General features: G+C 62.8%; 11 protein-coding genes and 1 pseudogene. 6 read left to right on the forward strand and 6 right to left on the reverse strand.

Features of this window, described 5'->3' with window-relative positions; translation table 11 throughout:
• The first annotated feature begins 59 nt into the window (after positions 1-59).
• The 3 genes from B0G71_RS35215 to B0G71_RS35225 all read left to right on the forward strand — a co-directional run bounded on the left by B0G71_RS35215 (position 60) and on the right by B0G71_RS35225 (position 2,705).
• Positions 60-1,019, forward strand: coding sequence for a hypothetical protein (locus B0G71_RS35215; RefSeq protein WP_116147731.1), 960 nt, complete (start codon positions 60-62; stop codon positions 1,017-1,019).
• Positions 1,020-1,178: 159 nt separating this feature from the next.
• Entirely contained in the window at positions 1,179-1,493 is a 315-nt protein-coding gene (locus tag B0G71_RS35220) for an antibiotic biosynthesis monooxygenase (protein WP_116147733.1), read from the forward strand.
• A gap of 204 nt (positions 1,494-1,697) precedes the next feature.
• Entirely contained in the window at positions 1,698-2,705 is a 1,008-nt protein-coding gene (locus B0G71_RS35225) for an NAD(P)-dependent alcohol dehydrogenase (protein WP_116147734.1), read from the forward strand.
• A gap of 103 nt (positions 2,706-2,808) precedes the next feature.
• On the opposite strand, the gene B0G71_RS35230 is transcribed toward B0G71_RS35225, so the two are convergent.
• Complete coding sequence (locus tag B0G71_RS35230; protein WP_116147736.1) at positions 2,809-3,432, reverse strand: ABC transporter ATP-binding protein; 624 nt, start codon at positions 3,430-3,432, stop codon at positions 2,809-2,811.
• Between the two features lie 123 nt (positions 3,433-3,555).
• Positions 3,556-4,398: pseudogene (locus B0G71_RS35235) on the reverse strand (shikimate dehydrogenase family protein).
• A 458-nt stretch (positions 4,399-4,856) separates the two neighbouring features.
• Between B0G71_RS35235 and B0G71_RS35240 the strand changes: the two are divergent.
• Positions 4,857-6,170, forward strand: coding sequence for an MFS transporter (locus B0G71_RS35240; protein ID WP_116147738.1), 1,314 nt, complete (start codon positions 4,857-4,859; stop codon positions 6,168-6,170).
• Positions 6,171-6,174: 4 nt separating this feature from the next.
• Here B0G71_RS35240 and B0G71_RS35245 read toward each other — a convergent pair whose 3' ends face one another.
• Together B0G71_RS35245 and B0G71_RS35250 are read right to left on the reverse strand one after the other, a co-directional pair.
• Positions 6,175-7,215, reverse strand: a complete 1,041-nt coding sequence (locus tag B0G71_RS35245) for an AraC family transcriptional regulator (protein ID WP_116147740.1) — start codon at positions 7,213-7,215, stop codon at positions 6,175-6,177.
• Positions 7,216-7,567: 352 nt separating this feature from the next.
• Positions 7,568-8,593, reverse strand: coding sequence for a nitronate monooxygenase family protein (locus B0G71_RS35250; protein ID WP_116147742.1), 1,026 nt, complete (start codon positions 8,591-8,593; stop codon positions 7,568-7,570).
• Positions 8,594-9,123: 530 nt separating this feature from the next.
• On the opposite strand from B0G71_RS35250, the gene B0G71_RS35255 reads away from it, so the two are divergent.
• Positions 9,124-11,028, forward strand: coding sequence for an AAA family ATPase (locus tag B0G71_RS35255; RefSeq protein WP_116147744.1), 1,905 nt, complete (start codon positions 9,124-9,126; stop codon positions 11,026-11,028).
• Positions 11,029-11,110: 82 nt separating this feature from the next.
• Here B0G71_RS35255 and B0G71_RS35260 read toward each other — a convergent pair whose 3' ends face one another.
• Together B0G71_RS35260 and B0G71_RS35265 are read right to left on the reverse strand one after the other, a co-directional pair.
• Complete coding sequence (locus tag B0G71_RS35260) at positions 11,111-11,371, reverse strand: hypothetical protein (RefSeq protein ID WP_181916879.1); 261 nt, start codon at positions 11,369-11,371, stop codon at positions 11,111-11,113.
• Positions 11,372-11,497: 126 nt separating this feature from the next.
• Complete coding sequence (locus B0G71_RS35265) at positions 11,498-12,655, reverse strand: acyltransferase (protein WP_116149160.1); 1,158 nt, start codon at positions 12,653-12,655, stop codon at positions 11,498-11,500.
• Positions 12,656-12,887: 232 nt separating this feature from the next.
• Between B0G71_RS35265 and B0G71_RS35270 the strand changes: the two genes are divergently transcribed.
• Positions 12,888-13,076 carry a hypothetical protein gene (locus B0G71_RS35270; protein WP_116147748.1) on the forward strand — a complete coding sequence of 63 codons (189 nt, stop codon included), beginning with the start codon at positions 12,888-12,890 and terminating at the stop codon, positions 13,074-13,076.
• Positions 13,077-13,202: the final 126 nt, after the last annotated feature.

Below are 13,202 nucleotides of genomic sequence, written 5' to 3' on the forward strand. Positions count from 1 at the left end.
TTCTTCATGCATAGACGCGTGCGAAATTAAAAATACCTAGATTCCATTAGGAGCCGGGCATGCTAAGAAAAGTAGTCGATCGGGCGAAACAGATCCGACGCAGTGAGGGGTTCAAGCATTCCGTTGCCACACCGCGTCGCATCTCACTTCATGCAACACAGCGGTTAAACAGGGGAATCTTTGCCATTGAAATTCAGGAGAACTCTGGTTTCTTCTCCGTGATGCAGATGGTCCTGTTTATTCTGATGTATTGCAATGAGAAGTCTTTGACGCCGTCCATCAGCGCACGCGGCGGTCTCTACGGAGACGCTGAGGGAACCATCGACTGGTTCTCGTCCTTCTTCGAGTCCGTGAATGGCAAGGCCGGGGCATCGCTTGCGCGCAAGGTGAGAAAATCGACGGTTCGCGACCTGGTCCAGTTAGGGTTTCGTCAACGCTATGAGACTCAGCTTCAGCTCAAGAGCGCCAGCGAACTATTCTTCGCACATTACCGCCCAGCCGCCCATATCGTCGATGAAGTCGATGCGATCTGCAGCAAGCTAGAGATCGGCGCGTCCACGCTTGGTGCGCATTTCAGAGGCACGGACAAATCGCTGGAAGCCATCCCGGTTTCATGGAGCGATTTCTGCCGCCAAATAGAAACGACACTTGCTGAAAACCCGCACTTGAGCAACGTTTTCGTTTCAAGCGACGAACAGGCGTTTCTCGACTACTTCGCCGTGTGGCCGTTTTCCAGGCCGGTCAAAGTGGCGCCCGCGAAACTCCTCGCGTACGGCAATACGCCCATTCATTTCAGCGGTTATCCGGGACTCGAAATCGGCCGCGAAGCGCTGGTCTCCAGTCTGCTGTTGTCCCGTTGCGGGTATCTGGTGAAGACGCCGTCGTATCTGTCGGCATGGTCCAGAATATTCAATCCGTCGCTGCCGGTGAAACTCGTGTCGCCGCCGCGGCCAGACGCATTCTGGTTTCCCGACAGCCGGCTATGGCTCGAACAGGTGGCGCAGGACAAGGCGGCCTGAACGCGGACGGTGTCGGGTGCGTTGGCCGTATCGCAGTCTTGACACGGGTACGAAGAGTGGCGCGCATATAATAAAAGGCCGCCTGACGGTTTTGCCGGAACGATTCGTTCGAATCCGGCAATCCGTCAGATACATCGTGACTGCAAAGAGGCCTTCAGCATGTACATTGCCATGAACCGTTTCAAAGTGACGCCCGGATCCGAAGCTGCTTTCGAACATCTGTGGACCACGCGCGATACGCATCTGAAAGAGGTGCCGGGTTTCGTGGAATTTCATCTTCTGAAGGGTCCGCAGAAGGACGATCACGTTCTCTATTCCAGCCATACGATCTGGAAGGACTACGCGTCCTTCGAGGCGTGGACGCAATCCGAGGCCTTTCGCGCCGCGCATCGCAACGCGGGCGGCGACAATCGCGTGCTCTATCTCGGGCATCCGGAATTCGAAGGCTTCGAAGTCATTCAAACCGTCAAATGAATGCATGACGTTCGCGACGCGTCCCGTGTCATTCACGGGCGTCGTGAGGGGACTCCCCCGTTGATAATGCGCTTTGAGCGAGTGTTTCGCCGGCGTCAGCCGGTGCGCGCCTCGACTACGCGCTGAGCAGGCTTGCGGTATTCTTTTGCGAGCATTTCGCCGCGACGCGTCGCGCGCCGGCGCAACTCACAGAGGAACGAAAACATGAAAGCCGTCAAAATCGGTTCGCCCGCTACTGTCGCCAATCTCCAGGTCGTCGACATCGCCGATCCCGGTCAGCCCGCGGCGGGCCAGATTCGCGTGCGCATTCACGCGAACTCCTTGAACTTTCACGACTATGGCGTGGTGAGCGGCAATCTGCCTGCTGAAGCAGGGCGGATTCCGATGGCGGACGGCGCGGGCGTCGTCGAGGCAGTTGGTGCGGGCGTGTCGGAATTCAAAGCGGGCGATCACGTGGTGTCGTGCTTTTTCCCGTTTTGGGAAAACGGGCCGCCTGCCATCGCCGATTTCACGACCACACCCGGCGACGGCGTCGACGGCTATGCACGCGAAGCCGTCGTGCTGCCGAGCCACTACTTCACACATGCGCCGCGCGGCTATAGCCACGCCGAGTCCGCAACGTTGACTACAGCGGGGCTGACCGCATGGCGCGCGCTCGTCGTGGACGGCCAGTTGAAGGCCGGCAACACGGTGCTCGTGCTCGGCACCGGCGGCGTGTCGATTTTCGCCTTGCAGATCGCTAAAGCGATGGGCGCTTCGGTGATCGCGACGTCTTCATCGGACGCGAAGCTAGAGAGGCTTCGCGAACTCGGAGCCGACCACACGATCAACTATCGCGAGAACCCGGAATGGGGCAAGCAGGTCCGCTCGCTGACCGGTGGCCGCGGTGTCGATCATGTGATCGAAGTCGGCGGGCCGGGCACTTTGCCGCAGTCGATCACCGCGTGCCGGATAGGTGGCCATATCGCGCTGATCGGCGTGTTGACCGGAAGGGCAGGGCCGGTGCCGACCGCGGCGCTGATGGCGCGGCAGCAGCGCCTGCAAGGCTTGATCGTCGGCAGCCGTCAGGATCAGCGCGACATGATCCGCGCGCTTGAAGTGACCGGCATCAAGCCGGTGATCGACAGCACGTTCGAACTGGAGAAACTCGGCGAGGCGTTTGCGCACGAGGAATCCGGCGCTCACTTCGGGAAGATTTGCGTGGCGGTGTAAGGACCGTTAGCGTGTGCGAGTGAATGCCGACGTGTGCCGGTTTCGCTCGCGTTGTCCATATCGCCGCAAGGGCTACAAACGGTATGCAGGGCATGCAAGCGTGTCAGGCGCGCTTTCCCAAGTCGGCGAAGTTGACGCTGTGCGCTTCGCACGCACACGTAAAGACCTCGTCGTAGCTCGAGAAAAACACCGTGCGTGTTTGTGCCAGGGTCTTGAACAGATCAACCAGCACGGCGCGGGCGGCGGCGTCGAGTCCGCCGACGGGTTCATCTGCGATCAGCACCTGGGTGTCGCCGAGCACGGCCGACGTCAGGAAAAACTTCTTGCGCGTACCGAACGACATCTGCTCGAAGCGTTTGTCGAAATGCGGCGTGAGACCGAAGCGGTCCGCGAGCGTCAACGCGCCGGCGGTGACAGCGGTGTTTCGCGCCGATGCCACCGTGTTCAGATACTCGCGACCGGTCTGATCCGAACAAGGCATGCAGTCTTCGGGCACGTAGGAGAGCACGGATTGCGCGACCCGCGGCGCACTGCGCAGCGAATGGCCGCCGAGCCACACCTCTCCGCTATCGGGTTCGATTGTGCCCGCGAGGATGCCGAGCAACGTCGACTTGCCGCTGCCGGATTCGTCGTTCAACGCGACGCATCCTGATGCTGTGTCGTAATGCAGTGCCTCAAAGACGGGGCGTTCGCCGTAGCGTTTGCTGAGGTTTTCGAATCGAAGCATGGTTGGAGCGTGAATCAGGAGACGACTGGCCGCGTTGAATCGCGTGGCAGATGTCTTCTACAGGTTGGCGTCGCGCAAGTGTAGCAGCGTGAGCCGTGGACGCTGTCGCGTCCGAAGCTTCGCTTACCGATCGGCATCCAGCAAAAACGCCACCATCCGGTCGCACACGCGGGCGAACATTTGCGTGCCCGTCACGGTCGGGCATCCACGCGCGCGGGCGGCTTCGATCAACGGCGTAAGCGGCGGCTTCGTCACCACATCGCCGACGAATGTCGTGGCCGGCAAACGCGATACGTCGATGGGCAGCGGGTCGTCCGCGCGCATGCCGAGCGGCGATGCATTGACGACCACGTCATAGGCATTGGCATCCACGGAAGCGGCCGCACCGCGCACTTCACCCGGGCCGAGCGCGTTCAACCGGCCGATCAGCGACGCCGTGCGTTCGGCATCGTTATCGCGCACCTCGAGCGACGCCACACCGCCTTGCACCAGCGCATGTCCAATCGCGGAGCCCGCGCCGCCCGCACCGACCAGCAGCGCACGTTTGCCGCGCAGATCGCAACCCGCATCGACGAGCGCCGCCACGAAACCGGTGCCGTCGAACATGCCGCCGTGTCAGATGCCGTCCGCCGTGCGGCGCAAAGTGTTGACCGCGCCGAGAAAGCTCGCCTGCTCGGTGAGCGAGCCGCAGTACCTGATGGCGCTGAACTTGTGGGGCACGGTAATGATCACGCCGTCGACATTGCGCATGGGCGTCACGCCCGCAAAAAATGCGGGCAGATCGGCGGGCGCGACGTGCGCGGGCACCACCACCGCATCGCGTCCGGCCGCGCGCAAAGCGATGGTCACGCCGGACGGCGAACGGACCTGCGCGATCGGATCGCCGACGATGAAAACCACTCGCGTGGCGCCGCTGAGGCCTTCATCCAGCGAGGTGGAAAAAGAAGAGGCGTCGGATTGTGTCATGTTGTGTGTCTCCAGAGTGTTGCCTGGCTTTCGTCATGCCGCGATGCCGGGCGATCTGGCTTGAGTATGTACTGCGCGAACGGTCCGTGGACCGGTTCCCCCGAGAAAACCGCTTCCTCCTGACATCAGTACGCGCAGCGTCATTCCTCCATGAATGCAGAAATATCTTGCGCTTCGCGTTTGTGGAATGGTATGAGTTCGCCGTATTTCAAGCGCAGTCTGCGCGTGGCGACGGTCGCGGCCGTGGTGCAGCGGTCGAGCCGAAGCGTGAGGGACGGCCGCGCGCCGCTTGAGCCTCTGGCTGCGTTGCTTACTGGCGGCGCGCGCCAGTTTGTGCGAGACCCAAGGCCCGGACCCGTAAAAGTGCAGCGTGATACCTCGCCGTTAAGTCGAACAGGCAACTCGCGTTTCTTCCATAACCTTCCTGAATACCTCGACACATGCGTCGACAGTCACTCATGCACACTGCTGCCGGCAAAGCGGTCCCGCTGTCCCGCGCCGAACTCAGGCGTATCGTCGCCGCCATCGTAATCGGCAATGGTTTCGTCGCTTACGACTTCACTGTCTACAGCTTCTCGGCCGTCGTGATCGGCAATCTGTTCTTTCCGTCGCACAATCCGGCGTCGTCGCTATTGCTGTCGCTCGCCACCTTCGGCGCGGGTTTCGTGATGCGCCCGCTCGGCGCGCTCATGATCGGCCATATTGCCGACAGCCGCGGCCGTAAAGCCGGGCTCACCGTATCGCTCGCCTTGATGACGCTCGGCACGTGGCTGATCGCCTGCCTGCCGGGCTATGCGTCGATCGGCCCGGCGGCGACGGTGCTGATGGTGCTCGCGCGCCTGACGCAAGGGCTCGCGGCGGGCGGCGAGATCGGCCCGGCGTCGGCCTCGCTGATGGAATCGGCCGGCTATCGACACCGCTGTTTCATGGTGAGCTGGCGCGGCGCCAGTCAGGGCGCGGCCGCTTTCGCCGCCGCGCTGGTCGGGGCGGGCACCACGGCGCTTTTGTCGCCCGCCGCCATGCACGAATGGGGCTGGCGGATTCCGTTCGTGCTGGGCGGCCTGATCGGCCCGGTCGGCTGGTATCTGCGCCGCCGCATGCCGGCGGCCGCGCCGCGGGAGCGCACCCGGCTCAGTCCGCGGCGGCTGTTCGCGGAGCATACGCGCCCGCTCGTTTGCGGCATTCTGATGATGGCCGCGCCTTCGGTAAGCATCTATATCACCGTGTTCTACATGCCGGCCTATCTGGCGCGTACCTTGCACCGGCCGCCGACCATCAGTCTGTTGACGGCGTGCCTTTCGGGCGTCGTGATTCTGCTCGTGACGCCGCTCATCGCGCGCGCGGCCGACCGGCTCGCGAGCCGCAAGCCGCTGCAGTACGCGTCGCTTCTCGCCTCGCTGGCGGCGGCATGGCCCGCGTTCTGGGCGCTGACACACGGTGCGGGCGATCTCGCGGCGCTCGTCATCATCACGGCTTACGTGGCGCTCGCGGTGAACAATGCCGGCGCCGCCTCGGTGCTGATGATGGAAGCATTCCCCGCTCACCGGCGCGCGGCCGGACTGTCGGTGATTTACAGTTTTGGCGTGGTGCTGTTCGGCGGATTTTCGCCGTTTCTGGTGACGTGGCTCATCAGCCGGACAGGCGATCCGATGATCCCGGCCTGGTATCTGATGGCCGCCGCCGCACTAACGCTGATCGCGCTGAAGGCGTTCCCGGAAGTGGAGCCCGAGGCGGACGCGTGCGCTGCAAGCGCGTCGCAATCGCCTGCCTGAAGCGCTAGGCCGCGTCGTGCAACTGCTGCAGGACGAAGGCACGGGCGCGCATGTCCTGCGGGCTCATGTCGAAGGCGCGGCGAAACGCGCGGGTGAAGTCCGACGCGCTCTGAAAGCCGAGTCCAAATGCAATTTCCGCGACCTGCAGATGCGGATAACGGACTAGTTCGTCCGCCGCCTCGCGCAGACGTCGATTGCGGATATAGGCGCCGAGACCGCCTTCGTGCTCGAACCAGCGATAGATCGTCGCGCGCTTGAGTTGCAGCGCCTGAACCACGCTGGTCGGCGTGAGGTCGCCCTGGTGCAGATTGGCCTCGATATAGCGGCGTATCCGGCCCATCACCGCGGCCTGCAGCGCGGCGCGGCCCGCGCCGCTCAGGCGCGCCTCCTTGCGAAACGCGGCCATCAGCAACTGCGTGCCCGCCTGCAACGCATGGATGGCGCTGGCCGGATCGAGCCGCGCGATGTCGCGGGCGAGCGCCGTCATATGATCCAGCACGACGCCGGTCAACGGCGAGCCTTGCTGGACGATGCGGCCGTGAATCGCCGCGCCGTCGCGCAATGCCTCGTCCACCACCGCGGCCGGTACGAACAGACTGAGAAGGCGGCAGTCCGGGCGTTCGGCGCGAAACGGCTGGTTCAGATCGAACGCGACAATGCCTGCCACCGAGCCCGGCGCGCTGCGCTTTTTGTGCATGCCGGTGACGTGGCCAATTTCCCCTTCCACGAAGAGCTGAAACACGTAGTCGCGCCGCGAATCGGTGGATACGCGGGCTACCGAGCGCTCCAGCAGCATGGAATCGGTGCGGCAGTCGGTAAAAACCATGCCGCCGACCGCGTATAAATCGATTTCGCCGCGAAATCCCCCGGCAATCCGCGCTTTCGACGGCGGCGCGTCGACCACATGCCCCACGCGACGGCGCCAGGCGAGGAATTGTTCGTCGGGCGCCAGTCCGTGCGTGCTGAAACGGCTCGTCGACGTGGCGGAGCGCGAATTGGCCGCGGCGGCCGCGGCCACATGGTGCGGCGGAGTACGCTGGTTCATTAATCGGTTGCTGCAAGCGGGAAATGTGTTTCGGCGGGCTGCGGCGCGCATGCGGGATTTCACGTGCCGCCGTCCGAATTTGAGACGGACGGTCAAGCCTAACAAAAAAGCTGCATTAATGTTGCGTGATCAGATGCAGATCGTTTTCGCGGACGGCGTGGCAGGCAGTCGACCGCCGCCGCAACGGGAATCGAAACTGCGCGCAGATATAGCGCCGCGCCGAGGAGAACCAGATCGATGCAGGCCGGCATCGCTAACAAAAGCCAATAAAAACAGCAGAACCTGAGAGAGCAAGTGGCGACGATGCGAACGGGCCCGAAGAGGCCCGTCGCACCTTCCCATCACCTGACTGTCAATGCACACCTGCGGCGCGAACCCGCGCCGCTGCGTCCGCCGCCTCGTTCATGAGCCGGTGGATAACTTCCGCCGCCGACGCGCATCGCTCGACCAGCGCCGACGATTCCCCCGCGAACAAGGCCATTTTTTCCAGATTGCCCACCGTGTCGCGTAGCGGGGAGACCGTGCTGAATTTGTAGATCGGTCCCTGGTCGTCGTGTGCGATTTCTTCGCGCGGCAACACATGCGGACGATTGCCGAACAGATTGCCGCCGGCCTCGCGCGTCACGCTGTTGGCCAGCACGCGCACCGGCGAGCCGGGCGGCCAGTTGATCGCGTAGATGTCGGTATGCACGGTGTCGCCCGCTCGGGCGTCGACGATCCGTTGCTTGTGATAGTCGTGCGCGAAAGATTCATGCGTGGCGACGAATAGCGTGCCGCAGTGAATGCCCGCCGCGCCGAGCGCGCGCGCGGCAACCAGGCCGCCACCCGTAGCGAAGCCACCGGAGGCCACCACCGGCACGCGCAAACGCTGCGTGAGTTCCGGCAGCAGCGCCATGATGCCGATGCGCCCGCGCACGTGGCCGCCGGCTTCCACGCCTTGCGCGATGATTGCGTCCACGCCGGCCTGCTGCGCGGCGAGCGCTTCGTCGAGCGAGCCGACCTGCCAGAGAACGAGCGCGCCGGCATCTTTAGCCCGTTTCACCACGTCAGGCATGACGTCCCAGAAGAAGCACATGGCCGGCACCTGCGCCGCCCGGCACACGTCGAGTTGCGCATCGAGCAGCGCGGGCTCCGTCCGGAAAGGAATGAGGTTGACGCCGAACGGCCGGTTCGTCGTCGCGCGCACGGCGGCGATTTCGCACTCGATCACTTCCGGCGCTTCTCCAACCATGCCGAGCAGACCGAAGCCGCCGGCTTCAGAAACGGCCACCGCTAACTCCGCGCGCGCCGGGCCGCCCATACCAGCCGAAATGACGGGATGCCGACAACCGAGCAAACGGGTCAGCGCTGTATCGAATACCGGCGTGTTGTCGTGCATGGCAGTCCCCCCATCGTGTGGCGTCGCGGTGATGCACAGGATTGTGCAGCTCGCCGCGGCGAACCTGCATCCACGGTGGTCTTTTTAGAGTAGATGCAGATGAACGCGGCGGCAGGGCATTTTTCGTCGGAGGATAAGCGCGCATGGACAAGACTATATTCAGTAATTCTGACCGCTTTAAATAGGGAGCGGTTAATAGTAGATGTGCGGAATACGCAATGAATTTAGCGCTGATAAACTGTGCGCCGGAGCAGTCTCACAGCGGGCTGAACACAGCGCTCGCTCCCCAAAATATGGCGGCTCGAAAGCGCCGGATAGACGGTAGAACTAGGCCTTTTCTGCGATTTGGAAGAAGCGGCGGCACGGCATACTGGCCGTGGACACGTCGTAAAAAAGGGACGTATGGTTGGCTGTCCTGTCTTCCGGTCTTGCATGGTGTCGCATCAGTCGATTCCCCTCCGCCAACCTCTGCCCACCTGAACTTTGACAAGTATCGGGGCTCGCTTTGGGCCCGTTTTTGGAAGTGACTCATGAAGCCGCGAAACAATTCGCTTGGTAAAAGACGCACGCGCAAGATCGCCGCCTCGGTGGTGGCGGCGCTTATCGCAGTGCTGCTCGCCTTCGGCGTGTGGCATTACCAGCAGCGAGCGGCACAGGTCGCGCCTGCATTGACCGGCGTTGCGAGCCAGATGCGCCACGATTCCTCGGCATGGACGCACGAAGAGAAAGACGCCTCGCAAATGCTGCGCGATATTCACGACGCCAAGGTTGCCGCGATCGGCGTGAGTCCCAACGCGATTCTGGTCTCGAAGCGCGACGGCACGAAATACTTCGTCACCGACCACAACGCGACGTTCTCTCACGCGCTGCTGCTCGGCGAGCCGAAGACGGACGAAGCCGCCGCCTATCAACTCGTCTGGCTTCCCGATGCGGATATTCAAACCGGCGGCGCGCGCTGGGTGCAGGCGTTCGATCAGGTGCGCGACGCCATCAGCGTGCTGCTGCCGTTACTGCTGGTCGGCGGCATGGTGTGGTTCATGCGCCGCGAAATGCGCGGCGGCGCGACGCTGCTCGCGAGGGCGCCCGCACTGCGTTTCGACGACGTGATCGGCGCGGGCGAAGCGAAGGCGGCGCTCGCGGACATTCGCGGCTATCTCTCCGACCCGAAGCAGTTCACGTCGATGGGCGTGCGCGCCCCGTGCGGCATTCTGATGGTGGGCGGCCCCGGCGTCGGCAAGACGCGGCTTGCGCAGGCGTTGGCCGGCGAGTGCGGCGCGAACTTCATCTCGATCACGGGCAGCTATTTCAGCGCGAAGTATTACGGCGTCGGCATCCAGAAGGTCAAGCATCTGTTCGAACTGGCGCGCAAGAATGCGCCCACGGTGATCTTCATCGACGAAGCCGACGGGCTCGCCAAGCGCACGGATACGGGCAGCGGTCCAGTCGAAGCCGAGAGCAACCGCATCATCAATCAGCTGCTGGCGGAAATGGATGGCTTCGCTTCGAACGAAGGCGTGATTATCGTCGCGGCGACCAATCACCCCGACAATCTCGATGAGGCATTGCGCCGGCCGGGCCGCTTCGATCGCACCGTGCAGGTCCGTTTGCCCGATCGCGAAGACCGCGCGAAGATTTTCCGTTTCTACGCGGAGAAGCTGAAGTCGAAAGCCGCTGACATCGACTACGATCAACTGGCGCGCCTCACCACCGGTTTGTCGCCGGCAACGGTCGCGATGGTGGTGAATCAGGCGGGACTCGTCGCTCGCAAGGCGGGCGGCACCGAAATCACCTCGAAGCATTTCATGGAAGCGATCAAGATCGCGCGCATCGGCGACGTGAGCGGCGCCGAGCGCGCGCTGAGCGAAGACGAACGTACCCGTATCGCCGTGCACGAAGCGGGGCATGGCCTCGTCGCCGCGCTGCTGGGCACGGGGGTGCTGGAAGAGGTCACGATTTTGCCGCGCGGCGGTGCGCTTGGCGTCGCGCTGATCACGAAAGCGCAAGACAAGCATCTGTATCGCGAGACCGAGATCCGCAACGAAATCCAGGTGTTGCTCGGCGGCCGCAACGCGGAAATTCTGACGTTCTCCGAAGCATCGAGCGGTGCCGCTTCGGATTTGCAGGAAGCGTCGCGCATCAGCCTCGACATGGTGTCGAAATTCGGTTTCAACAGCGACGGCGATCTGTTCAGCCTGGCGGCGCTGCCGTCGCAGTACGCGGGTCTGCAAATGAAAAGCGCCATCGAGCATGCGAATGTGCTGCTCAAGGAATTGAACCAACTGTGTTACGGCTTGCTGCATGCGTACGAGCCGGTGCTGCGCGCGATTGCGGACGAATTGCTCGAGCAGGAGACCGTGCCCGGAGAAACCGTGTACCGGTTGATCAGGGAACACAAGAGCGCACTGAAGATCGTTCACGAGCCGGAAGCGGCTTGAACGGTTGATCGACTGATTGCCCCGATCACAATCAATGGGCGGCGCCAGTTAATGGCGCCGCTTTTTTATTGGCTGGCACTAGCTACGCGAAATCCGATGGTCCGGGCTCCGGAACGCCCGGAGGCGTTTCGGTATCGCCAAGTGCCGCGCCATCGGCTTCGTTAGCGGGCGGCAGCGTCTCGCCTTTTTTCGGCAGTGGTTGATCGAGACCCGGTTCGACCGGCGTGGGGATTGCGTCGCCGATCGGCTTGGAAACCTCGGTGGGCGGTCTGCCGGGATCTTCCTCGGGCTGGCGCGCGGGCTCGTGCTCTTGCTCGTTCGGGGAATTGTCCATGGTTGCCACGACGGGCTCTCCGGTTGATTGGGGTACACCGTTGTGCAGCAATGCGCGTACCACGGCCCATTTCGAACGCGAGCTAATGGTGCCCCCAACTGCGCCGCTTGCAAGTGAGCGTAAGTCGCGCCTGGATCAGGCTGCGTCGGATGCGGTGCTGTCGTTCCTCGACGAATGCTCCGTCCGCTCACGACGCGAGGGCGACGCCGCCGACGCAGGCCGCGTCTTCAAACGAAGGATCGGCTCTTCGATCAGCCGCCATGACAGCATCGCCATCGCAAGCGAGATCACAAACGACCCAGCGATGCCCACGACGTGCGCCCACACGGGCACCGTGCCGCCAAAGAGCGCCGCGGCGTGATGGTTGCGCGTCAGGTCCGGGATCAGATTGTGATAGAGGTAAAAGCCATAGCTGATTCGCCCGAAGCTCACCAGCCAGCCCGTTTCGAGCAGGCCGATCACGAAGGCGTTGCGGCAGCAGGCAATCGAGCACACCAGCGCCGCGATGCACATACCGTACGAAGCACTGACCATGGTGAACAGCAGTGGACTGTCCACCTCGCTCCATCTCGGTTCGGTCGCGCAGAAGCCCACCAGCGCGAGACTCAGCGCGAAGAGTGTCACGCCGTGCCCGAGCCAGCCTCGCAAGCGGCTCGCTTGTCCCGCGATCATCAAGCCGCCAATGCCACCCAACGCCAGCAACCAGAAGTTCGTCAGCGGATGCGTGTAAATGGTGATTTCCTGCCAATGCGCCGCGCGCATGGCGAGCAGCGAACCCAGCCCGGCCACGACGATCGCGACACACACCGCGCGATGCCGGCGCGTGGCAAGCAGCAGCAGGAGCGGTGCGAACACGAGATAAAACTGTTCTTCGATTGCGAGGCTCCACAAATGCGAGTAGCGCCCCGGCCAATAGTGCAGCACCGAGCCGATCCAGATATTCGACAGATAGGCGAAATGAAACGGCATGCCGCTCGCCAGTTCGGGACTTGCCATGCCGAATGCCATCAGCACGCACATCACCACCAGCATCAGGTAGTAGATCGGAAAAATGCGCAGGGTCCGGCGAAACAGAAAGCGCTTCAATTCGGCGCCGAATCGGCTCGCGCCGCTTTCAATGCGTGCGCGTCGCGCGGCAAGAATGCCGATGATCAGAAAACCGCTCAGCGCAAAAAAGATCCATACACCGAGATGGCCGATCTCGCCGATGTCGCCGAACAGGCGGTGCTGAAAAAATACCATCAGGACTGCGATCGCACGCAATCCGTCGAAGCCGGCAATTCTGTTGTTCATGTGGTCGTCTTCCATTGCGAAGGCGGCGCGCGCGGCGCAGCCGTTCTGGGCGGTAGTGGAAGGACCGGCGCGCATCGGTGACGCTCGGGTCGGCCGTGGCGAGTTGAAGGCGTCGCAATGACGCTCGGCGAGCCGGCCGATCGCGGATCGGCCGCCCGCGTGTCCGGTCCACATGAGTGGCCGCCGTCGAACGGTGGCGTCGCGCGAATCGCGCGAGGTCCGACGGGCGTGCATGAAACCATCCTACGATGAAAAAAAGCGAAAAAAATCGCGCATCGCATCCAGCGATTTATTTTCCGCGCCGATTACCGATCCCCCGCTCGACGCCGAATTAAAGCGGCAAATCTTGCCGCGAATTGAAGACGCGATGACTCAGTATTACCGCATGCCGACAACCGAATTTCAAATCGCCGCCACGTGATCCGAAATTAGAGGCGGGTTGTCAGCGCGCGGCGTTGATCTGCGCAGCCTCGCTGGGAACGTTTTATTGTCATGGTGTTTCTACGAAAAACGACGCGCGGCATGCGTGCGTCTCTCCTGCGAGAAC

This window comes from Paraburkholderia sp. BL27I4N3 (assembly GCF_003386115.1).
In the GTDB taxonomy this organism is placed as follows: domain Bacteria; phylum Pseudomonadota; class Gammaproteobacteria; order Burkholderiales; family Burkholderiaceae; genus Paraburkholderia.